21 protein-coding genes are annotated in these 21,088 nt (G+C 62.4%); 6 read left to right on the forward strand and 15 right to left on the reverse strand.

The window, feature by feature from the left end:
* Nucleotides 1–23 precede the first annotated feature (23 nt).
* The 6 genes from AWB78_RS33340 to AWB78_RS33365 all read left to right on the forward strand — a co-directional run bounded on the left by AWB78_RS33340 (nucleotide 24) and on the right by AWB78_RS33365 (nucleotide 6,057).
* On the forward strand, nucleotides 24–560 hold the full coding sequence (locus AWB78_RS33340) for a 2,4'-dihydroxyacetophenone dioxygenase family protein (RefSeq protein ID WP_062610889.1): 537 nt from the start codon (nucleotides 24–26) through the stop codon (nucleotides 558–560).
* 29 nt (nucleotides 561–589) lie between these two features.
* Complete coding sequence (locus tag AWB78_RS33345) at nucleotides 590–1,576, forward strand: NAD(P)H-quinone oxidoreductase (RefSeq protein WP_062610915.1); 987 nt, start codon at nucleotides 590–592, stop codon at nucleotides 1,574–1,576.
* 1 nt (nucleotide 1,577) lies between these two features.
* On the forward strand, nucleotides 1,578–2,339 hold the full coding sequence (locus tag AWB78_RS33350; RefSeq protein WP_062610890.1) for an SDR family oxidoreductase: 762 nt from the start codon (nucleotides 1,578–1,580) through the stop codon (nucleotides 2,337–2,339).
* Nucleotides 2,336–3,448 carry a glycerol dehydrogenase gene (locus AWB78_RS33355; protein WP_062610891.1) on the forward strand — a complete coding sequence of 371 codons (1,113 nt, stop codon included), beginning with the start codon at nucleotides 2,336–2,338 and terminating at the stop codon, nucleotides 3,446–3,448. Before AWB78_RS33350 ends, AWB78_RS33355 begins: the two co-directional genes overlap by 4 nt.
* On the forward strand, nucleotides 3,445–4,476 hold the full coding sequence (locus AWB78_RS33360) for a LacI family DNA-binding transcriptional regulator (RefSeq protein ID WP_062610892.1): 1,032 nt from the start codon (nucleotides 3,445–3,447) through the stop codon (nucleotides 4,474–4,476). The genes AWB78_RS33355 and AWB78_RS33360 overlap by 4 nt, the downstream gene beginning before the upstream one ends.
* A 150-nt stretch (nucleotides 4,477–4,626) precedes the next feature.
* Nucleotides 4,627–6,057: an FAD-binding oxidoreductase gene (locus AWB78_RS33365; protein WP_062610893.1), complete on the forward strand. Its 1,431-nt coding sequence runs from the start codon at nucleotides 4,627–4,629 to the stop codon at nucleotides 6,055–6,057.
* Nucleotides 6,058–6,095: 38 nt separating this feature from the next.
* Here AWB78_RS33365 and AWB78_RS33370 read toward each other — a convergent pair whose 3' ends face one another.
* The 15 genes from AWB78_RS33370 to AWB78_RS33440 form a co-directional block, all read right to left on the reverse strand.
* On the reverse strand, nucleotides 6,096–7,205 hold the full coding sequence (locus tag AWB78_RS33370) for an ABC transporter ATP-binding protein (RefSeq protein WP_062610894.1): 1,110 nt from the start codon (nucleotides 7,203–7,205) through the stop codon (nucleotides 6,096–6,098).
* 76 nt (nucleotides 7,206–7,281) lie between these two features.
* The gene (locus AWB78_RS33375; RefSeq protein ID WP_062610895.1) at nucleotides 7,282–8,148 is read right to left on the reverse strand and encodes a carbohydrate ABC transporter permease; all 867 of its coding nucleotides are present in this window, start codon (nucleotides 8,146–8,148) and stop codon (nucleotides 7,282–7,284) included.
* Nucleotides 8,145–9,077, reverse strand: coding sequence for a carbohydrate ABC transporter permease (locus AWB78_RS33380; protein ID WP_062610896.1), 933 nt, complete (start codon nucleotides 9,075–9,077; stop codon nucleotides 8,145–8,147). Before AWB78_RS33380 ends, AWB78_RS33375 begins: the two co-directional genes overlap by 4 nt.
* 68 nt (nucleotides 9,078–9,145) lie before the next feature.
* Nucleotides 9,146–10,477, reverse strand: a complete 1,332-nt coding sequence (locus AWB78_RS33385) for an ABC transporter substrate-binding protein (protein WP_074173589.1) — start codon at nucleotides 10,475–10,477, stop codon at nucleotides 9,146–9,148.
* A 67-nt stretch (nucleotides 10,478–10,544) separates the two neighbouring features.
* On the reverse strand, nucleotides 10,545–11,321 hold the full coding sequence (locus AWB78_RS33390) for an L-iditol 2-dehydrogenase (protein ID WP_062610897.1): 777 nt from the start codon (nucleotides 11,319–11,321) through the stop codon (nucleotides 10,545–10,547).
* A gap of 110 nt (nucleotides 11,322–11,431) precedes the next feature.
* A complete protein-coding gene (locus AWB78_RS33395) occupies nucleotides 11,432–12,712 on the reverse strand; it encodes a D-tagatose-bisphosphate aldolase, class II, non-catalytic subunit (protein ID WP_062610898.1) in 1,281 nt (426 codons plus the stop codon).
* A gap of 4 nt (nucleotides 12,713–12,716) precedes the next feature.
* Entirely contained in the window at nucleotides 12,717–13,691 is a 975-nt protein-coding gene (locus AWB78_RS33400) for a tagatose kinase (RefSeq protein WP_062610899.1), read from the reverse strand.
* A gap of 94 nt (nucleotides 13,692–13,785) precedes the next feature.
* Entirely contained in the window at nucleotides 13,786–14,601 is an 816-nt protein-coding gene (locus tag AWB78_RS33405; RefSeq protein ID WP_062610900.1) for a DeoR/GlpR family DNA-binding transcription regulator, read from the reverse strand.
* A 302-nt stretch (nucleotides 14,602–14,903) separates the two neighbouring features.
* Entirely contained in the window at nucleotides 14,904–15,119 is a 216-nt protein-coding gene (gene tatA, locus AWB78_RS33410) for a Sec-independent protein translocase subunit TatA (RefSeq protein WP_062610901.1), read from the reverse strand.
* A 210-nt stretch (nucleotides 15,120–15,329) separates the two neighbouring features.
* Nucleotides 15,330–16,403: an alcohol dehydrogenase catalytic domain-containing protein gene (locus AWB78_RS33415; RefSeq protein WP_062610902.1), complete on the reverse strand. Its 1,074-nt coding sequence runs from the start codon at nucleotides 16,401–16,403 to the stop codon at nucleotides 15,330–15,332.
* A 30-nt stretch (nucleotides 16,404–16,433) separates the two neighbouring features.
* Nucleotides 16,434–17,471 carry an NAD(P)-dependent alcohol dehydrogenase gene (locus tag AWB78_RS33420; protein ID WP_062610903.1) on the reverse strand — a complete coding sequence of 346 codons (1,038 nt, stop codon included), beginning with the start codon at nucleotides 17,469–17,471 and terminating at the stop codon, nucleotides 16,434–16,436.
* Nucleotides 17,472–17,502: 31 nt separating this feature from the next.
* Complete coding sequence (locus tag AWB78_RS33425; protein WP_062610904.1) at nucleotides 17,503–18,249, reverse strand: SDR family oxidoreductase; 747 nt, start codon at nucleotides 18,247–18,249, stop codon at nucleotides 17,503–17,505.
* Nucleotides 18,250–18,259: 10 nt separating this feature from the next.
* Complete coding sequence (locus AWB78_RS33430; protein WP_062610905.1) at nucleotides 18,260–19,240, reverse strand: sugar-binding transcriptional regulator; 981 nt, start codon at nucleotides 19,238–19,240, stop codon at nucleotides 18,260–18,262.
* A gap of 34 nt (nucleotides 19,241–19,274) precedes the next feature.
* A complete protein-coding gene (locus AWB78_RS33435; RefSeq protein WP_062610906.1) occupies nucleotides 19,275–20,156 on the reverse strand; it encodes a carbohydrate ABC transporter permease in 882 nt (293 codons plus the stop codon).
* Nucleotides 20,153–21,082: a carbohydrate ABC transporter permease gene (locus AWB78_RS33440; protein WP_232477978.1), complete on the reverse strand. Its 930-nt coding sequence runs from the start codon at nucleotides 21,080–21,082 to the stop codon at nucleotides 20,153–20,155. Before AWB78_RS33440 ends, AWB78_RS33435 begins: the two co-directional genes overlap by 4 nt.
* Between the last annotated feature and the right edge of the window lie 6 nt (nucleotides 21,083–21,088).

Here is a 21,088-nt window from a genome sequence, read left to right on the forward strand (position 1 = left end):
TCAGAAACCACGGAGAAAAACGCATGCAAACCGAAGTGAAGCCCGACGAACAGGTCATCGCCTATCAACTGCCGCAAGTGCCGTACATGTCGAAGGATCTCGTGCACGGCGGCGTCATGACCGACTGGCTCGAAGACGACAAGCTGTGGGTGCCCGCGACCGAAACGGTGTCGTTCAAGCCGCTCATTCTCAACGCGAGCCAGGGCTATTACGTGAATCTGCTGCGCGTGCGCCGCAGCGGCGTGATTTCGCGGCATCGTCATAGCGGCGCCGTTCATGCGATGGTGCTCAAGGGCCGCTGGTACTACCTCGAACACGACTGGGTCGCGGAGCAAGGCGGCTATGCGTTCGAGCCCGCGGGCGAAACGCACACGCTCTTCGTGCCCGAGGACGTGCCCGAGATGATCACCTGGTTCCACGTGACGGGCGGCTATACGTATGTCGATCCGCAAGGCGTCGCGCAAGGTTACGAGGACGTCTTCACGAAGATCGAGGCGGCGCGCAGGCACTATGCGTCGATCGGTCTGCCCGCCGATTACATCGAATCGATCATCCGTTGAACGTCATGACATTCACTCTTCCTGCATCGATGCAATACGTCGATCACGGCGCGGGCGGCGCGCCCGACTGCATGCGGCTCGCGCAAGGACCGCTGCCCTCGCCCGGCCCGAACGACGTGCTGATCGAAGTCGCTTATGCCGGCGTGAACCGCCCGGACGTGTTGCAGCGCTCGGGCTCGTATCCGCCGCCGCCGGGCGCGTCGCCGCATCTGGGCCTCGAAGTGTCGGGGCGCGTCGTCGCGACGGGCGCGGCCGTCACGCAATGGCGCGCCGGCGACGAAGTCTGCGCGCTCGTCCCCGGCGGCGGTTACGCGCAATACTGCATCACGGATGCATCGCATTGTCTGCCGGCGCCCAAAGGCCTCACGTTGTTGCAGGCCGCCGCCTTGCCCGAGACCTACTTCACCGTGTGGACCAACGTGTTCGAGCGCGGCCGGCTGCAGGCGGGGGAAACGTTTCTCGTACATGGCGGATCGAGCGGCATCGGACTGACGGCGATCCAGCTCGCACACGCGTTCGGCGCGCGCGTCATCACGACCGTCGGCAACGCGGAAAAAGCGCAGGCGTGCCGCGAAGCGGGCGCGGATCACGCGATCAACTATCGCGATGAAGATTTCGTCGATGCCGTCGCGAAGCTCACCGATGGTCAGGGCGTGAACATCATCCTCGACATGGTCGGCGGCGCTTACATTCCGCGCAACATCCGCGCGCTCGCGCTCGAAGGCCGGCTCGTGCAGATCGCCTTTCTCGAAGGCAGCCGCATCGAACTGGATGCCATGCCGATCATGCTGCGCCGCCTCACCTTCACGGGCTCGACCTTGCGTGCGCGCAGCGTCGAACAGAAAGCGGCGATCGCGAAGGCGCTGCACGCGCACGTGTGGCCGCTGCTCGAAGCGGGCCGCGCGCTGCCGGTGATTCATCGCGTGCTGCCTTTCGCGGACGTGAAGGCCGCGCACGAGCTGATGGAATCGAGCCAACATATCGGCAAGATCATGCTGAAAGTGGGAGACCAATAACGTGCGGCACGACAAGCGTGTGGTTCTGGTGACGGGCGGCAGCGGCGGCATCGGCGAGGCGCTCGTCGAGCGCTATGCGCGCGATGGCGCCGCGGTCGGCATCGTCGATGTCAACGAGGAAACGGGCGCGGCGCTCGCGAAGCGCCTCGCCGATGCGGGCCTGCGCGTGCATTTCGCGCACGCCGACGTCGGCGATTTCGCCGCGTGCGAGACCGCTTGCCGCGCGATCGAAGCGGCGCTCGGTCCCGTCGATACGCTCGTCAACAATGCGGGCATCTCGCCGAAGCATGCGGGCAAGCCGATGCCGATCTGGCAGATGGCGCCCGACGAATGGCGCCGCGTGATGGACGTGAACGTGAACAGCGTCTTCAACTTCTGCCGAATTCTCGCGCCGGGCATGGTGGAGCGGCGCTTCGGGCGCATCGTGTCGATGTCGTCGGTGGCGGGCAAGGCGTATCTCGACATCGTCGCCGCGCATTACAGCACGACGAAGGCCGCGCTGATCGGCATGACGCGGCATCTCGCGGGCGAGCTCGGGCCGCACGGCATCACGGTGAACGCGATCGCGCCGGGCCGCATCGATACGCCGCTCGTGCGCGGCGTCGCGCGCGAGGCCAACGAAAAAGTCGCGCAGGAAACGCCGTTGCGACGCCTCGGCGCGCCTGACGAAGTGGCATCGACGTGTCTCTTCCTCACGTCCGGCGAAGCCGCGTTCGTCACCGGACAAGTGATCGACGTGGCCGGCGGATGGCTGATGACATGACCAATGCGCTCTGGCGGACCATCGGCTTTCCGGGGCGCTATACGCAAGGTCCGGGCGCGCTGGCCGCGCTCGGATCGGTGCTCTCCGAACTCGGCGCGCGCCGCGCGTTCGTGCTCGTCGATGGCGCGGTCGCCGCGCGCGTGTCGGCGAACGTCACGCAATCGCTGCAAGAAGCGCGCGTCGCCCCGCACATCGCCGCGTTTCCGGGCGAATGCACGGCGGCGGTGATCGCGAAACTGAGCGGCGATGCGCGCGAGGTGCGCGCCGATGCCGTCGTGGCCATCGGCGGCGGCAAGACCATCGATACGGCGAAGGGCGTCGCGCGGGCGCTGAACGTGCCGATCGTCGTCGCGCCGTCCGCCGCGTCGAGCGATGCGCCGACGAGCCGGCTCATCATCCTGTATGACGAAGCGCATCGCGTCGCCGGCATCGAGATGCTGCCGCGCAATCCCGATGCCGTGATCGTCGATACCGCGCTGATCGCCGCCGCGCCCGCGCGCCTGTTTGCGGCCGGCATCGGCGATGCGCTCAGCAAAAAGTACGAAGCCGCGCAATGTCAGCGCGCCGCCGGTCTGAATTCATACGGCACGCCGCCGCTGCCGAGCGCATTGCTGCTCACGCGCGCGACGCTTGCGACCTTGCTGGACGACGGCGCGCGCGCCTACGCCGATGTCGAGCGCGGCGAGCTCACCGATGCCGTCGAGCGCGTGGTCGAAGCGACCGTGCTTCTGAGCGGCGTCGGCTTCGAAAGCGGCGGGCTGTCGCTCGCGCACGCGCTGATCCGCGGTCTCACTGCGGTCCCCGCGATGGCCTCGATGATGCACGGCGAACTGGTTGCGTTCGGCACGCTTGTACAATTGTTCGTCGAGGATTCATCGCCCGAGGACATTGAACCGTTGGCCACGCTTATGACCGCAGTCGGATTGCCGCTCACGCTCGCACAACTGGGGCAGCACGCCCCGCTCACATCGGCGGAGCTGTCGCTCATCGCCGAGGCGACGCTCGCCACGCGCTACAGCCGGCACATGACGCCGCCCTTGACGGCGCAAAGGCTGATCGAAGGCATTGCGCGCGCCGATGCCTACGGACGCACGCGCAGCGCACCATGAAGCCGACCCGCGCCACGCTCGCCGATGTCGCGCGCCTCGCGGGCGTATCGCTCGGCAGCGCGTCGCGGGCCCTGTCCGTGCCGGACCAGGTCAAGCCGCAGACGCTCGCGAACGTGCAGCGCGCCGTCGAACAGCTCGGCTACGTGCGAAACGGCGCGGCGCAGGCGCTCGCCTCGCGCAAGACGCGCACGGTCGCGGCCATCTATCCGACGCTCAATAACCCCATTTACGCCGATTCCATTCAGGCGCTTCAGCAAACGCTGTGGGGCTACGGATATCAACTGCTGATCGCGAGCCACGAATACAAGCCGGCGCGCGAGCTCGAAGTGCTGCGCGCGATTCTCGAGCGCGGCGTGGACGGGCTCGTGCTCGTCGGCACCGACCATCCGCCCGAAGTCGTCGAACTCACGCGCCAATACGACTTGCCCTATGTTCTGACCTGGTCCGTCGACGAAACGCAGTATCCGCATTGTGTCGGCTTCTCGAACTTCGAGGCCGCTTATCAGTTGGCACGGCGCATCGTCGGATACGGACATCGGCGCGTAGCCATGTGCGGCGGCTCCACATTCGGCAATGAACGCGTGCGTGCGCGGCAGGCAGGCACGCGCGCCGCGCTCAGGGAAGCGGGCCTCGATCTGAGGCCCGAATGGATCGTGGAAGCGCCGTTTACGTTCGAAGGCGGAAGGCAAGCCTTGCGCGAACTCTGGGACGGCGAAGTGCGTCCCAGCGTCGTGATATGCGGCACGGATCTGCAGGCCATCGGGCTGCTGGACGAATGCCGCGCGAAGGGCATTCGCGTGCCTGACGACCTTTCGGTGACCGGCTTCGACGACATCGAACAGGCCCGGCTGACTCAGCCGCCGCTGACGACGGTGCGCGTGCCATCGCTGGAGATCGGTACTCGCGCGGCGCGGCATCTGATGGCGCTGATCGACGGCAAGGACGGTGACAATGAGCTCGTGCTGGACGCGCCCGTTGTGGAGCGTGGCACGCTTGCAAAGCCCGCGCAAAGCGTGCCTGAGGTCTGATCGAGCCACGCCCGCATCGCATGGCTTCTCACAGCCATGCGATCAACTCATGACTTTCATGAAATATTATCGATTGTGGGCGTAGACGGGCTCTGAATATATTGCCGGTTATCGATTCGCGCACGCGCGTCATCTCTTCCAGCCGAACCCATGCAGACTCATGACTACGCCGCCGCGAGCGGCAAACAGGACGACGTGGCGATGAACTCGATCGCGATCGAGTCCGCGCTTATCGCGGAACTCGGGGCGGATCTCGTCACGCGGTCGGCCGATATCGATCCGCGGTACTTCACCGCGTACAACGAGGCCCCCGGTGTGCGTCCGCTCGCGCTCGTGCGGCCGCGCAGCATCGACGACGTATCGCGCACCCTTGCGTTGTGCAGGCGGCTCCGACAGCCGATCGTGCCGCAGGGCGGGCTGACCGGGCTCGCGCGCGGCGGCGTCGCGCTCGGCGGCGAAGTCGTGCTGTCGATGGAACGGTTCGCGGGCATCGAGTCGCTCGATGCGGCGGCAGCGACGGTCACGGTGCGCGCCGGTACGCCGTTGCAGATCGTGCAGGAGGCGGCGGACGCGGCCGGCTTCACTTTCGGCGTGGATCTCGGCGCGCGCGGCACGTGCCAGATCGGTGGAACGATCGCAACGAACGCGGGCGGCACACGCGCGATCCGCTACGGCGTGATGCGCGAGCAGGTGCTCGGCCTCGAAGCGGTGCTTGCGGACGGCACGGTCTTGTCCTCGATGAACCGCATGCTGAAGAACAACGCAGGCTATGACCTGAAGCAACTCTTCATCGGCAGCGAGGGCACACTCGGCATCGTCACGCGCGCGGTGCTGCGCCTTCGCCCGAAACTCGGCGCACCGGCGACCGCGATGTGCCTCGTTGCCGACTACGACACGGTGCTGCGCCTGTGGGACCGGATGCGCGCCGTGGAGGAAGTCGTCAGCTTCGAGGCGATGTGGCCGTCGTTTTATCGATACGTCTGCAGTCACACGCCAGGCGTCGCGGCGCCATTCGCGGGCGCGGACGGCTTCGCGGTGCTGATCGAATGCGCGACCAGCACGCCGGGCGGCGATGCGGCGCAGGCGCTCGAAGCGTGTCTCGGCGACTGTCTCGAAGCGGGGATCATCGACGATGCCGCGCTCGCCACGTCAGAGCGGCAGGCCCGCGACATGTGGATGCTGCGCGAAGGCCTTGCGATCGATGAGTTGCCGCATCTCGTGAACTTCGACGTGAGCCTTCCCACCGGCGAGCTTGGCGCGTTCGCCGAGCGTTGCGAGGCGGCGCTGCGCGCGCGCTGGCCGGACATCGTGTGCCTCTTCTTCGGGCATATCGGCGACGGCAACGTGCATATCGGCGTGTCGCTCGCCGAACTCGACGAAGCACTCGTGGACGAACTCGACCGCACGGTCTATGCGGTCGTTCAGGAAATGGACGGATCGATCTCGGCGGAGCACGGCATTGGCGTGCTGAAGCGGCCGTACCTCGCCTGCACGCGCAGCGACGCCGAAATTGGCCTGATGCGCGTGCTCAAGACGGCCCTCGATCCACAGCGGATTCTGAACCCCGGCAAGGTGCTTTGATCCCGGATAGTCGATCCGTCCGACGCCAGGCTGCCGTCTCAAGCGGCCAGAGCGTGGCGGCTCGCGCGCTCGAAGGCTTTTCCGTCAGCGTCGAAAACATGGCAATGTTCCGGATCGACGACCAGAGAGAGTTGCGCACCGTGGACATGGCGATCGAGCGGAGGAATCCGCGCAATCACGCCATCGGGTGCCAGGGCGGTCTCGGCATAAAGATAGGCCGCGTCACCCAGTGACTCCACCGTCAGCACCTTGACACTGGTGCCTTTGCCCATTGCGCTGACGTGCACATGTTCCGGCCGCACGCCAACCGTGACCTTCTCTCCCGGCCGTGCGCCCGGCGCCCTGACAGCGGCGATCTGCGTTTCCCCCGAAGCGAACCTGACGACAAGGCTCTCCGTCCCCACGCTCTCGATCGTGCCATCGAGGAAGTTCATCTTCGGAGAGCCGATGAATCCGGCGACGAACCGGTTCGCGGGCCGGTGATACAGCTCGGTCGGCGTTCCGACCTGCTCGATGTTGCCGGCCGACAGCACCACGATCTTATCGGCGAGCGTCATTGCCTCGACCTGGTCGTGAGTCACATAGATCATCGTCGTCTTGAGTTCATCATGCAGACGGGCGAACTCGAGACGCATCTTGACGCGCAATGCCGCATCGAGATTCGAGAGCGGTTCGTCGAAAAGAAAAACCTTGGGTTTGCGCGTGATGGCTCGACCGATCGCGACCCGCTGCCGCTGACCGCCGGACAACTGCTTCGGCTTTCGGTCGAGCAGATGATCGATATGAAGCACCTTCGCCGCGTTTCGGACCGCCGCGTCGATCTCGGGCTTTTTCGCTCCGGCAAGCTTCAGTCCGAACGCCATGTTGTCGTAAAGCGTCATGTGCGGATAGAGCGCATAAGACTGAAACACCATCGCGATGCCTCGCTTCGCAGGCGGCAATTCGTTGACCCGCACGCCGTCGATGCTCAAATCGCCACCGCTGATTTCCTCGAGCCCGGCAATCATCCTCATGAGCGTCGACTTGCCGCAGCCACTCGGCCCGACGAACACGACAAACTCTCCGTCCGCAATGTCGAGGTTGATGTCGCGCATCACCTCGTGTTCTTCATAGCGCTTGCTCACGCCACGCAAAGTCAGTCCTGCCATGGTGCGTCTCCTTTCATTCGCCGGCATGCCGGCTGATCAAGTTCAGTGCGCGCGATGCTCAGGCATCGTTCCTTCACTACTTCACCGCGCCGAAGGTAAGCCCGCGCACGAGCTGCTTCTGCGACAGCCAGCCGACAATCAGGATAGGCGCGACGGCGAGCAAGGATGCTGCGGACAGCTTCGCCCAGAAAAGCCCTTCGGGACTCGAATACGAAGCAATGAACACGGTGAGCGGCGCTGCCGCCGAACTCGACAGGTTGATGCTCCAGAACGCTTCGTTCCAGGACAGAATCACCAGCAGCAGCGCGGTGGATGCCAGTCCGGGAAGCGACATCGGCATGAGCAGATACACGATCTCCTGCCATGTGGATGCGCCGTCGATTCGCCCTGCTTCGAGGATGTCTCGCGGTACTTCGGCGAAGTACGTGAACGCCATCCACACTGCTATCGGAAGATTGATGAGCGTGTAGACGATCACGAGCCCGGTCACCGTGTCGAGAAGACCGGTGTTCTTCCACAGCAGGTAGATCGGCACCAGCACGCCGACGGACGGCATCATCTTCGTGGATAGCATCCAGAGCAGCACTTTCTGCGTGCGTTTGGTCGGGAAGAAAGCCATCGCATACGCGCACGGAACGGCAAGCACGAGACACAGGACCGTGACACCCACGGAAATCAGCACCGAGTTCCATGCAAAGGCAAAGTAGTTGCTGCGCGCAAAGACCTCCCGAAAGCTATCGAGCGTCGGTATGAAGAACAGCGATGAAGCGTACGCCTGCTGCTCGGTCTTGAACGCGGTGATGGTCATCCAGAAGATCGGGAAGAACAGCAGCAGCGCCATGAGCCACGCGATTGCGCCCAGCGCGCTTCTCCGGACAAAGGCAAACGGAGAAGAGCGTGACGTTCGCTTCGAGGTATTGGCAGTAGTGAGGACATGGCTCATTTTTCGTACTCTCCCTTCAGGTTCCTCGCAAGCATCCGGACGAGGAAGAACGACACGATGTTCGCGAGCAATACCGCGAGAATGCCCCCGGCCGATGCCAGACCGACATCGAACTGCTGCAGACCCAATGCATAGATGAGATACGACAGATTGGTCGTGGCCGTGCCCGGACCGCCGCCGGTCGTCGTGTAAATCTCGGCGAAGATGGAGAGCAGAAAAATCGTTTCCATCATCACGACGACGGCAACGGCTCGCTTCAGATGCGGCAACGTGATGAAGAAGAACATCGCGAATGGACCGGCACCGTCGATCTTTGCCGCCTCCTTCTGCTCCTGGTCCAACGACTGAATGGCGGTGAACAGAATGAGGAACGCAAACGGGAGCCACTGCCAGGATACGATCATGATGACGGCCGTAAGCGGATAGTCGGCGAACCAGTCGATCGGCGTGAGACCGACCGCGCGCATCGCGCCCGCCACGAGTCCGTACACCGGATGCAGAATCATGTTCTTCCAGATGAGCGCGCTCACGGTGGGCATCACGAAGAACGGAGCAATGGCTAGCAGCCGCGCGACGCCCTGCCCGTAGAACTTTCTGTCGAACAGAACCGCCATGAGGATGCCGCCGGCAACTGTTATCACCAGCACGGAGACAATCAGTTGAAGCGTGTGTCCGACGGATGGCCCGAAGGATGGGTCCGATGCGAGGAAAACATAGTTATCGAAGCCGGCGAAGCCTTTGACGTCGGGATTGAGCAGGTTGTATCGCGAGAACGAGAACCAGATGGTCATCGCGAGCGGAATGGCCATCCACAAGACAAGGATGCCGACGGACGGGCTGACCAGCCAGCGCGACGATGTCGCGCCTTTCTGATCGAGTCCGCTGGCGGGCGCCGCTGGCGGATGAGCGGAAGAGACAGCTTGCTGCATGATGGGTCACCTCGGAAGCGAGCGAGGCGCGGACCAGTTTCGGCGCCTCGCTTGTCTGGACGTACCGGTTACTTCTGATAGCCGGCTTGTCGAACCGCCCGGTCGGCGGCCGCATTTCCTGCTTTCAGCGCGGACGCGACATCGGTCTGGCCCGCGACGACACCGGCGATAGCCTGGCCCACGACTGTCCCGAACGACTGGAACTCGGGAATGCCCACGAACTGCACGCCCGAATACGGAACCTTCTTCAAGCTCGAATCGTTGGGGTTGGCGGTTTCAATGGCCTTCAGGACGAACTCGCCGAACGGCGCGGCTTGCTTGTATTCGGGCCGCGCGTAAGTCGACTTGCGGGTTCCGGGCGGAACGGAAGCCCAGCCTTCGTCTTTCGCCACCAGCTCGATGTACTGTCTGGACGTCGCCCATTCCGCAAACTTCTTCGCGGCGTCCTGCGACTTCGACGTCTTCGGAATCGCGAACGACCACGACCACAGCCAGTGCGAGCCCTTTGGCGTAACGCCCGTCGGCGCAGCGGCAAACCCGATCTTGTCAGCGACCTGAGATTGCGCCTTGTTGTAGAGCATGCCGGCGGCAACCGTCGCGTCGATCCACATCGCGCACTTGCCGGACGACATCAACGTGAGGTTCTCGTTGAAGCCGTTCGAGCTTGCGCCCGGAGGGCCGTTCTTCTTCAGCAGGTCCGAATAGAACGTGATGGCCTTGTTCCATTCGGGCGTGTCGAGTTGTGCCTTCCAGTTTTCATCGAACCAGCGCCCGCCGTAGGTGTTGACCACCGTGGACACGTAGGCCATGTTCTCGCCCCATCCGGCCTTGCCGCGCAGACAGATGCCGTAGATGCCTTTCGATTTGTCGGTGAGCTTGTCGGCAAACTCCTTGACCTGATCGTATGTCGGCTGATCGGGCATTTTCAGGCCCTTCTCCGCGAACAGATCCTTGCGATAGAACGTCATCGAGCTTTCCACATAGAACGGCAAGGCCCAGAGCTGGCCGTTCGACGATAGACCATCGCGCGCGGTTTTCACGACGTCTTCGAGGTCGTAGTCGGCGGGAAGATTCGTCATCGGCGCGAGCCAGCCGCGCTTGCCCCACTGCGGCGCCTCGTACGTGCCAATCGCCACCACGTCGAACTGACCGCTGTTCGTCGTGATATCGGTCGTCGCGCGCTGGCGCAGTACGTTCTCTTCGAGAATCACCCAGTTGAGCTTGATGTCCGGATTCGCCTTCTCGAAGTTTGACGACAGCTTCTTGAGTTCAAGCATGTCAGGGTTGTTGAGCGTCGCGATCGTGACATTTGCAGCACTCGCGAATTGAGTCGCACACAGCGCTACTGCGGCGATGAGGGCTTTGCGAACAGGCGCGCAAGCCGATGATGCTTCGTTCATTTCTGTCTCCGGATGGTTATTACCTTCAGTTCTGACGTGCTGCGGCTGCTTGTCATGACGATTGCAATCAGCTCATCCAGTTGCCACCGTCGACATTGAGGGTCTGCGCCGTGATGTAATCGGCGTCAGCGGATGCCAGGAACACTGCGGCGCCTGTCAGTTCGTCGGGCCGGCCCATGCGGCCGAGCGGGACGGCTTCGCCGACGAGCCGCTTCTTCTCACCGAGCGGGCGGTTTTCGTAGCGGGCGAAGAGCGCGTCGACTTCCTTCCACATCGGCGTGTCGATGATGCCCGGCGCAATGCCGTTGACGTTGATGCGGTGCTCAGCCAGCGCGAGCGCCGCCGACTGCGTATAACTGATGACCGCTGCCTTGCTCGCGCAGTAATGCGACACCAGCGCTTCGCCACGGCGGCCGGCTTGCGAAGCCATGTTGATGATTTTTCCGCCGCCGCCCTGCTTGACCATTTGCCGGGCCACCTCTTGCATCAGGAAGAACATCCCTTTGACGTTGACGGCAAAGACGCGGTCGAAAATTTCCCACGACTCATCCAGCAACGGACGCATGTCGAAGACCGCTGCATTGTTGAACAGGATATCGACCCGGCCGAATCGCTCGACGGTCGATTTCACAATGGCTTCGATGCCGTCGCGCCGGGTCACGTCCGCCTGCAAAAGGAGCAGTCGAGAAAGGTCTTCTTTCGCGTAGGTCGCCTCGAGGTCAGACTTCGTTTTGACGTCGGCGACCACTACCTTGGCTCCTTCGCTCAGATATCGACGAACCACCGCCTCGCCAATTCCGGTGCCACCGCCAGTCAGAATGGCAATCTTGTCTTTCAACACCATGATTCTTCTCCTGTTGGGAAGTATTTCCCGATAATTCGCGTAGGCGTACTACGTATATGAGGTTGAATACGATCCGTAAAAAACCCGACCTGCCCGTCAATACAACGTCATCATCGGCACGCGGCGGCGTAGGCGCCGATAACGTCGCGTACCTTGCCTTGAATCAGGCTCATCGGCGTTCCGTCGAGTTCGCCGCGTCGCAGTTGCCAATACTGCTCGGGAAGATATCGGCTCAGCAGGTTCTCCGGGATCTTCCGATTCGAGAGGTTGCTCACGAGCTTCTGTGCGGCTGCGTCGACTTCCGGATCCGACCAGTAATACCGGACACGGTCACTGTAGCTATAGGTTCGCAAAAGCCGCTGTTGCTGTTCGTCGCCGCGATAATACTTCTGCCAGTTGCCGGGCTTTTCGAGCATGACTTTTTCGACGACCGCGCGGAGATTCGACCTGACGTCCGATGCAAGAAGTTCGTCTTCGATTTCGGCAAGCGCATAGAGCGCCTCGCGCAACGCAAACGTCACGCCAGGTCCAACCTTCAAGATGGCGAAACCGTCTCGGACCAGCGCGGCGAGCGCTTCGGGTTTTTGGTAATCGGTGGAATGCGCTTCGAACACCATGCCGGGCAAGCGACCGAGCACACCGGATAGTTCCGTCGCAAGCTCGGGTTTGTAGTCCACCACTTTCGTGTGATCGAACTCGACACCCGGCTGAACGACGAGTGCAATCACGCGCTCCCACGCAGCATCGAGCCCACGCTTGCGCCACGCATCGCGATGCACTGCTACGGTGTCCAGCGCCGCGGTGTCGTGGGTAACCTCGACCGTTTCCAGTTCCTCGGCCGCGCCGCCCGGCACGGGCACTTCCGTGCCGATGATATAGACAGGCCGCTGGCGCTCGCCTTTATCATCGGCGGCAGCCTCGGCCACTGCACAGAGTCGCGCCGCTCGCTCGGCCACGACGTCGTCGGGCAAACGCTCGTCATCGCCCTGACAGGCCATGCTCGTATCGAGGTGAATCTTCGTGAAGCCCGCCGACACGTAGGCGGCGATAAGCGCCTCGGCGCGCTTCATTGCTTCTTCAGCCGGAAGCTGGCGCCATGCGTTCGGCCCGAGATGATCGCCGCCCAGAACGATGCGTTCGCGTGGCAAGCCCACGCGGTCGGCAATGAGATGCACGAAGCGGACGAAATCCGCCGGTTTCATGCCGGTGTAGCCGCCGAACTGATCGACCTGGTTCGACGTCGATTCGATGAGCAGCGGCGTATCATCGGCGAGCGCCTGGCTCATTGCGGCAGCCAGAACCCACGGATGCGCCGAGCAAATCGAGTACATGCCCTTGAGCTTCTGTGCGGCTCGGGAATTGCCCGTGAGACGAGAGACAACGTTGCTCATGCCATTACTCCGCTTTGCTTGCGATGAACGCGTCGAGTTCTTCAAGGGTGGCCGTGCCCTCCATCGGACCACGGTGGCTCACTGCCAGTGCACCGGCCGCGCTCGCGTAACGCAGTGCCTTTTCCAGCGCCATGCCTTGCGAACGGCAGGCGATATAGGTCCCGCCGAAGCAGTCTCCGGCGCCGGTGGGATCGACTTCTTCGACGGGAAGCGCCGGCAAGTGGAGCGTGGTCTCGCCGTCGTAATAGCTGCAACCCTCCTTTCCACGCTTCACGACGACTTCCTTGACGCCACGCTTCAGCAGTTCTTCGATCGCTGCCGCTTCCGTGCCGGCGCCTACCAGCAGCATCACTTCGTGCCCGCTCGGCAGAAAAACGTCGGTGTAGTCGAGAATGAAGTCGAGTGCTTCGCGCATCTCCGGGATGCGCAGCATCTCCTTGCGAATGTTCGGGTCGAAACTGACGGTGCCGCCGCTGCCTTTGACCGTCTCGATGACCTTCTTCATCGCTTCGATAATGCGGAAGGAGAAGAGCGACGAGCCCATCACGTGGAAGTGACGGCATCGCTTGAGCAGATCGTCCCGGACGTTGCCGACCGATAGATGGCCCGATGCACTGTTGGCGATGTTGTAGATGAAGTCGCGGTCACCGTCGTCGCGATAGGTGACGAAAGCGCTCCCGGTCGTCGCCGACTTGATGACCGCGATACCCGAGACGTCCACGCCGTCCGCTCGCAGGCGCTCGACGTTGAGCGCGCCGAAATCGTCGTCGCCGACGCAGCCGATCATCGCGCAAGGGCTGCCCGCTTTTGCGACCTGGTCGATGAAAATGGCCGGGGCGCCGCTCGCATACGGCCCGACGAGCGTGCCCGGTCGGCGGAACGACTGTCCGCGCTCCGTGGCCATGATTTCGACGAGGATTTCACCCATCGCCAGGATATAGCCGGACTTTCCGGATTTGTGCAGTTCAGTGATAGCCATGATATGCAATTCGATTGGTTGTACTTACGGACTGACTCATCAGGACAAGCCGGACGCTCGCCCCTGTCGCGTTCAACGATATCTCGAGATCGACTTAGCTCACTTCCTTGCGAAACTCGAGAACGCCGCTTTCCCGTCTATCAAGCATCAAATTTCTCTGAGGCATCAATTCCATCGTCGGCGGGTCGATTCCGTCATCCAGCAAGAGCGCGTCGATGTCCGCGAGATTCGCGAAGGCTTCACCATCGCGCTCATCGAGCTGCGGCTGGCAGGCCACCACGATCGTGCGCTTCGCAACCTTTCGCGCGACGTCGAACAATCGCGCCACCTCCGGGTCCGTGCGTAACAACTGGCCGTCACGGTCGAGCCCATTGGCCTCCAGGATGCAAAGGTCTATCGACCGCCTGCTCACCAAAGCCTCCGCATCAGGGCCGGTCAGGATCGTCTCGCCGGTTTCCAGTTGCCCTCCCGTCAGCGAAAGCTCGCAGTGAAGAAAGCGCTGCGCAGTGCGAGCCATCTCGATGTCGTGAACCATCAGCGCGAGATTCGACCGGTCCGCAAGAAACGGAAGAATCTTGTGAACGATCGCGCCGGTGCCGAACATCAACGATTGGTGGTCGTCTACCGCTTCTGCCGCGAACCGCGCAATCGCCAGTTCCAATGCCTTTCGCGTGGCCTCGTCCGCCACCGGCACAAGGATGTTCTCTCCCGCCTTCTGCGCGAGATAGCGCGCCTTTCCAAACGAGCGGACAAGGTAACGCTGTTGCTCGAGATACGTCAGATCAGTACGGACAGTGACGCTCGAGACATCGAAAACCTGGCTCAACTCCTCGACCGACACCTCACCACGCTTCCGGACGAGTTCAACGATCTGCAACCTGCGCTTCAGCGAACTTTTGCTTGCGAGCATGTGCTTGCCTTTCCTCTTTCGTTTCGAATGAGTTTAGTTTCGACTCGAAAGACTGTCAAAGGGAATAAGGCGCTGGCGTGCTAGGGGTTTTCCCGTCGCGGGCATGAGGATTTTGTCGGAAGAAATTGCGTCGGAAAGAAAAGCGACGACGGAGGCTACGGCCGTGCGGCTTTCTGCGAGAAGGGGATTTTTGGCCTCGGCGGGCCGAAGCGTGATCGCGTCGGATCAGCAGTGGTACGTCGTGGCAGGCGGCTTCTTGCCTGGCAATGTCCTGCCACGAGTATGGGGATTTTCGACCGTCCTTATCGCGCGGTCACGTCCTTCGCCTGGACCTCGATGGTCGCCGGGGTCGCGCCTGCGTTGCCAGCCGACTTCGACGCATCGCCGCCCACGCCTTCCTTGAACGCCTTGACGGCACCGCCCAGATCGGAACCGGCGCTACGCAGCTTCTTGGTACCGAAGATAAGCGCAACAATGCCCAGAACGATGAGCCAATGACTAATGCTCAGACTACCCATAACAAAACACTCCTGAAAACGAGAGAACGTCGATCCAAAGGGATGCGCAATAATTACTCGATAACTGCATGACTCCACGCATCTGCGGTGTATTCTGTCATAAAAATCAATAGTTTATGTGTCCATTTTCGCACCGCGCGCAATAACGGACCGAGCAACGGGGAATTTATTACCTCATCGCGGCCTCGTTATCGATCATTGCAGACGCAATCATTTCGGCTTGAGCAGGACCTTGATCGAGTCGAGCGAATTCGCGATCTTGATGGCTTCGTCCCATTCGTCGAGCGAGAAGCCATGCGTGACGATGCCCTTCGACGTGACGAGGCCGCGCGCGAGCAGATCGATCGCGATCGGGTAGCAATACGGTCCGAGATGCGCGCCGCGAACGTCGAGCTCCTTCCGATCGCCGATGATCGACCAGTCGACCGTCGTATCGGCGCCGAACACCGAGAACTCGACGAAACGCCCGAGCTTGCGGATCAGTTCGAGCCCTTGCGACACGCCCGCCGGCACGCCGGTCGTTTCGATATACACGTCGCAGCCATAGCGGTCCGTGATGGAGCGAATCGTTTCCAGTGCGTCGTCGGTCTTCGGGTTGATCGTGATGTCGGCGCCGTATTCGCGCGCCAATGCGAGACGCTCTTCGACGAGGTCGATCACGACGAGCTTCTTCGGCGTCTTCAGATGCGCGACCTGCGCCATCATCAGCCCGAGCGGCCCCGCGCCCGCGATCACGACGACATCGCTCAACTGAATATCGCCGCGATTCACGGTATGAATGGCGCAAGCCAAAGGTTCGATGATCGCCGCATCTTCGAGTGAAATGCCGTCGGGAATCTTATGGACGATCGCTGTCGGCGGAAAACGCATGTATTCGGCCATGCCGCCATCGGCGACTTCGCGCTGAAAGCCGAAAATGTTATGGACTTCGCACATCCAGTACTCGCCCGACTTGCAATAGCGGCACTTCGCGCACGGCACGATCTGCTCAGCGATCACGCGATCGCCTTTCTTCACGCCGAAATGTTCTTCTGCGCCCTCGCCCAGTTCTTCGACATATCCGAAGAATTCATGGCCCGGAATCACCGGCGCTTTCACCCACGGATTCGGTCCGCCCCAGAACATCTTCGCGCCCGACCAGCATTTGCAATCGCTCGCGCAGATGCCGCACGCGGCGATGCGAATCACGAGTTCATTTCTTCCGGGGCGCGGACGCTGCACGCGCTCCACACGATAATCTTTCGGCGCGCGGCATACGATCGCCGTCATTTCGGAATCGGCCATGACGTGTCTCCCTCTGGTTATGTGTGTCGCTTACTCTTCCAGTACGATCTGCACCTTCACGTCGGTAGGCACGCCGCTCGCCGCTTCCTCGAAGGCCTTGATGCCTTCCGCGAACGGGAACGTGCGCGAGATGAACGGCTTCACATCGAGCTTGCCCGATGCGATCAACTGAATGGCGCGCGGAAAGATATTCGCGTAACGGAACACCGATTCGATGCGCGCTTCCTTGATCTGCACCGCGACCACATCGAGCGGAATCGCGCGCTGCGGCATGCCGACGAGCACGATACAGCCGCCCGGGCACAGCAGATCGACGATGCCTTCGAACGCCTTCTCGTTGCCGCTCGCTTCGAACACGATGTTCGCGCCCCAGCCATCGGTCAGCTCGTTGATGACATCGAGCGGGCGCCTGTCGCGGATATTCACCGTGGTCACGCCCTGCACGCTGCCGATCAGTTCCAGCTTCTCCTGCACGAGATCGCAGACGATCGCGCGGCTGCATCCGCCCGCGAGCGCGGCCAGCGCGCACATCATGCCGATGGTGCCCGCGCCCAGAACGACCGCGACATCGCCCGGCTTGATCGCGGCCTTCTTCGCGGCCTGCAGACCGATCGAGAGCGGCTCGACGATCGCGCCTTCCGCGAAGCTCACGTTGTCCGGCAGCTTGTACGTGAACGCGGCCGGATGCACGACATACGGCGCGAGACAGCCGTGCACCGGCGGCGTCGCCCAGAAGCGCACTTTCGGATCGAGGTTGTATAAGCCTTCACGCGATGCGCGCGATTCCATGTCCGGCACGCCCGGCTCCATGCACACGCGATCGCCCGCCTTCAGATGCTTCACTTCCTCGCCCACCTCGACGACCGTGCCCGATGCTTCATGCCCCAGCACCATCGGTTCATTGACGACGAACGGCCCGATGCGGCCGTGCTGATAGTAGTGAATGTCGCTGCCGCAAATGCCGACCGTATGAATCTTGATGCGCACATCGCGCGGGCCCACGACCTGCGGCAGGCTGAACGGGCGCAAGCTGATGCGCTTCGCTTCTTCGAGAACCAGTGCTTCCATCGTCGTTCCTTTGATAGAGAAATAGGCGGGATCAGCAGGACTGGAATCCACCATCGACCAGCAGGCTGACGCCGCTCACCATGCTCGAATCGTCGCTGAGCAAATAAGCGATCGTGCGCGCCACTTCCACCGGCTGCACGAAGCGATTCATCGGAATGCGCGCGAGCATCGGCGCGGATTTGGCGGGATCGCTCCAGGCTCGTTCGCCCATCGGCGTCATGGTGACGGTCGGGAGCACGGCGTTCACGCGAATGCCGTGCGGCCCGAGCTCGTTGGCCATTACGCGCGTCATCGCGTCGAGCCCACCCTTCGATGCGCAATACGCCGCATGCAGCGCGAAGCCCACATTCGCCGACAAGCTCGACACATTGACGATCGGCCCGCCCACGCCGCGCGCGATCATGCTTTTCGCGCACTCTTGCGCGACGATCATCGCGGCGCGCAGGTTGACGTTCATCGTCAGGTCGAAGGATTCGACAGTCGTTTCGAGAAATGGCTCCAGCACGGCGATGCCCGCGTTGTTCACGAGCAGATCGACGGGCTGCACGGCGCGCGCCGCATCGCGCGCGGCGTTCGCATCCGCGAGATCGACGGCGATGGTTTCGCAACCCGTCTCGTTCTTCAGCGCGTCGAGGTCGGCGGCGCTGCGGCTCAATGCGATGACGCGCGCGCCGCGCTCGATCAGCAGTTGAACCGTCGCATGACCGATGCCCTTGCCCGCGCCCGTGACGAGCACGGTCTTGCCCGCGAACTCGCGGTTTCTGTCGATGGTCGTCATGGTGTCGTCTTCAGGGTTCGTCGCAGAGACGTCGCGCGGTGTCTTCATCCGTCACGAGCACCGACGGATAACGCCCGCGCAACGCCGCGCGCGTCACATGAAACTTCTTCTTGCCGCCGCTCACGAGAATCACGCGCCTGATCTTGCGCAGGTCGTCGAGCGTGATCGCGACGGTGCGGCGATTCAGCGGATGATCGATCAGCTCGCCATATTCATCCATGAAATGACCGAGCATGTCGCCGACCGCGCCCGCCTTTTCGAGCGTGCGCAACTGCTCGGGATTGTCAATGCCGTATGTCACCACGAGCGATTCCGTCAGATCGCCGCATGTCAGCAACGCGAGATCGGCATTGCGCGCGAGCTCATACGTCTCGCGCACGGTCTCTTCCTGGAGGATGACGTCGCGCGCCTTCTGGCTGCTGACATAGATCGGCGCGGCGAAGAGATAGCCATCGGCCCGGCAGATGTTCGCGAAGTCCGACACGATGTCGAACGTGTTGATGCTCGGGCAATGCGACAGGCCGCCTTGCAACGAAACCGCCGACACCGGTCCGTAGGTGCGCTGCGGCATCGCGCGCAGCACGGCGCGAATCGTGCGGCCCCAGCCGAGGCCGATGGTCTGCCCCGTGACGATCTGCTTCGCGAAGTACGTCGCCGCACCGATGCCGAGCGCCGCGTTGTTCGCCTCGTTGTTCGCGCCGCTCGGCACGACGACCGCGCATTCCAGCCCGAAGCGCTTCGCGAGCGCCTCTTCCAGCGCGACGCACGGCGCGATCTTGCTGTTGATCGTGATCTGCACGAGGCCGGACTCACGGCTCGCGGCAAGCAGACGATTCACGCGCACGCGATTGCTGCCGATACGCTGCGCGATCTCCTGCTGCGTCAGATTGCCGACGTAGTAATGCCACGCGACGCGCGCCTGCAGCTCTTCTTCAGAATCGATGGAATCGTCCGCTTCGACGATCGCGACGGGCGGTGCGCTCTTGCTCATGTTTTCCCAGTGTTCAATGAAAGGCGCCGCGATTTTATTTCACCGCGCCCATCGTCAGGCCTTGCACCAGTCGGCCGGACACGAGCAACGCGAACACCACCATCGGCAGGACGATCAGCGTGCCTGTCGCCATGATTTCGCCCCACGGCAATTCATAACCGCTCATGTAACTCGTGGCGGCGACCGGCGATGTGATCGCGTCGCTGCGCGTCAGCACGAGCGCATAGAGCAGATCGTTCCACGAGAAGATGAACGCGAAGATCGCGGAGACGACGATGCCCGGCATCGCGAGCGGCAGGTTGATGCGCCAGAACACGCGCCACGGCGATGCGCCATCGAGCCGCGCGGCTTCGTCGAGCTCCACGGGAATATTGCGGAACTGGTCCGTGCAGATCCACACGACGATGGGCAGCGAGAACGTCAGATAGAGCAGAATCAGCACGATATGCGTATCGACGAGATCGAGCTTCGTCGCGATCAGGAAGAACGGCACCGCGAGCACGACAGGACTCACCATGCGGTTCGAGATGAACCAGAACCACAGGTCTTCCTTGCCGCGGAATTCATAGCGCGCGAGCGCATAGGCTGCGGGCGTGCCGAGCAGGATCGCGAGCACCGTCGTGCTGCTCGCGATGATGAGCGAGTTGAGCAGGCTGCCCGCCACGTCATGCTCGAAGAGCGCCGCCGAGTAGTGATGGAACGTCGGCGAGAAGAGCCACTTCGGCGGATAAGCGAGCGCATCGGCCTGGCTTTTCAGGCTCGTCGTGACCATCCAGTAGAACGGAAACACCGAGGACATGAACACGACGACGAGGCCCAGAAAATGCCATACCGTGGCGCGCTTTCGCGCGGCGCGCGCGCGTTTGGCTCGTTGCGTCACGCCGCCATTGGCAGCCTGCAAAGTCGGTGAACTCACGCGGCCTCCCGATACACGAAACGGATATAAAGACGCGACAGCACGATCGTCAGAATGAGCAGGATGATCGCCTGCGCGGACGCCATGCCCTGATCGAAGAGACGAAAGCCCACGCGCTGGATATAGACGCTGATGAACTCCGTCGCCGCGCCGGGGCCGCCGCGCGTCATCGTGAAGACGGCGTCGAACATCTTGAGCATGTCGGCGGAACGCAGAATGAGAATGGCCGTGAGACCCGGCAGCAGATAAGGCCGCTGCAAATGCCAGAGGATCATGCTCCACTTCGGCGTTTCGAGGCGCGCGGCTTCTTCTGCTTCTTTCGGCACCATCGACAGTCCGGCCAGCAGGATCAGCGCGCAGAACGGCGTCCATTGCCAGATATCCATGATCATCACGGAGACGAACGCGAGCGTCGGGTCCGCGAGCCAGTCCTGCGGCGGAATGCCGATTAGACCCGTCAGATAGTTCGCCACGCCGAACTGGCGATTGAAGATCAGCCGTCCGATCAGGCCGACGACCGCGTAGGTCGTCGCCATCGGAATCACGAGGCTCACGCGCGCCGCCGCGCGCAACCACGGCAATTCCATGCGATGAAGCAGGAGCGCCGCGAAAAGACCCAGCGCGATCTCGATCGGCAACGTGAGACACAGGAACAACGCGGTGCGGCCGAGCGCTTCCCAGAAGGTCGGATCGGTCAGCGTCGCGACGTAGTTGTCTACGCCGATGAACGGCGTGCCCGAGCCGAGATCCGCGAGCTTGTACTGATGGAACGAGTTATAGAGCGCGAGCAGCAGCGGATAGATGCCGATGATCGCAAGCGCGGCTATCGCGGGAATCAGGAACCAGAAGGCGGGCGAACGCGGCAGGATGCCGAAATAGCGCGTGGGCTTGCGCGGTCCTCTCGCGTGCATTGCGGATGATGCCATTCGATC

Source organism: Caballeronia calidae, from assembly GCF_900044055.2.
GTDB lineage: Bacteria > Pseudomonadota > Gammaproteobacteria > Burkholderiales > Burkholderiaceae > Caballeronia > Caballeronia calidae.

What these genes read in the sequence shown, in the direction of transcription:
- AWB78_RS33395 (WP_062610898.1), bottom strand. Translation starts at nt 12,712, where the DNA reads ATGAGCAACGTTGTCTCTCGTCTCACGGGCAATTCCCGAGCCGCACAG.
- AWB78_RS33400 (WP_062610899.1), bottom strand. Translation starts at nt 13,691, where the DNA reads ATGGCTATCACTGAACTGCACAAATCCGGAAAGTCCGGCTATATCCTG.
- AWB78_RS33380 (WP_062610896.1), bottom strand. Translation starts at nt 9,077, where the DNA reads ATGCAGCAAGCTGTCTCTTCCGCTCATCCGCCAGCGGCGCCCGCCAGC.
- AWB78_RS33360 (WP_062610892.1), top strand. Translation starts at nt 3,445, where the DNA reads ATGAAGCCGACCCGCGCCACGCTCGCCGATGTCGCGCGCCTCGCGGGC.
- AWB78_RS33365 (WP_062610893.1), top strand. Translation starts at nt 4,627, where the DNA reads ATGCAGACTCATGACTACGCCGCCGCGAGCGGCAAACAGGACGACGTG.
- AWB78_RS33385 (WP_074173589.1), bottom strand. Translation starts at nt 10,477, where the DNA reads ATGAACGAAGCATCATCGGCTTGCGCGCCTGTTCGCAAAGCCCTCATC.
- AWB78_RS33375 (WP_062610895.1), bottom strand. Translation starts at nt 8,148, where the DNA reads ATGAGCCATGTCCTCACTACTGCCAATACCTCGAAGCGAACGTCACGC.
- AWB78_RS33390 (WP_062610897.1), bottom strand. Translation starts at nt 11,321, where the DNA reads ATGGTGTTGAAAGACAAGATTGCCATTCTGACTGGCGGTGGCACCGGA.
- AWB78_RS33420 (WP_062610903.1), bottom strand. Translation starts at nt 17,471, where the DNA reads ATGGAAGCACTGGTTCTCGAAGAAGCGAAGCGCATCAGCTTGCGCCCG.
- AWB78_RS33415 (WP_062610902.1), bottom strand. Translation starts at nt 16,403, where the DNA reads ATGGCCGATTCCGAAATGACGGCGATCGTATGCCGCGCGCCGAAAGAT.
- tatA (WP_062610901.1), bottom strand. Translation starts at nt 15,119, where the DNA reads ATGGGTAGTCTGAGCATTAGTCATTGGCTCATCGTTCTGGGCATTGTT.
- AWB78_RS33405 (WP_062610900.1), bottom strand. Translation starts at nt 14,601, where the DNA reads ATGCTCGCAAGCAAAAGTTCGCTGAAGCGCAGGTTGCAGATCGTTGAA.
- AWB78_RS33425 (WP_062610904.1), bottom strand. Translation starts at nt 18,249, where the DNA reads ATGACGACCATCGACAGAAACCGCGAGTTCGCGGGCAAGACCGTGCTC.
- AWB78_RS33340 (WP_062610889.1), top strand. Translation starts at nt 24, where the DNA reads ATGCAAACCGAAGTGAAGCCCGACGAACAGGTCATCGCCTATCAACTG.
- AWB78_RS33430 (WP_062610905.1), bottom strand. Translation starts at nt 19,240, where the DNA reads ATGAGCAAGAGCGCACCGCCCGTCGCGATCGTCGAAGCGGACGATTCC.
- AWB78_RS33440 (WP_232477978.1), bottom strand. Translation starts at nt 21,082, where the DNA reads ATGGCATCATCCGCAATGCACGCGAGAGGACCGCGCAAGCCCACGCGC.
- AWB78_RS33345 (WP_062610915.1), top strand. Translation starts at nt 590, where the DNA reads ATGCAATACGTCGATCACGGCGCGGGCGGCGCGCCCGACTGCATGCGG.
- AWB78_RS33355 (WP_062610891.1), top strand. Translation starts at nt 2,336, where the DNA reads ATGACCAATGCGCTCTGGCGGACCATCGGCTTTCCGGGGCGCTATACG.
- AWB78_RS33370 (WP_062610894.1), bottom strand. Translation starts at nt 7,205, where the DNA reads ATGGCAGGACTGACTTTGCGTGGCGTGAGCAAGCGCTATGAAGAACAC.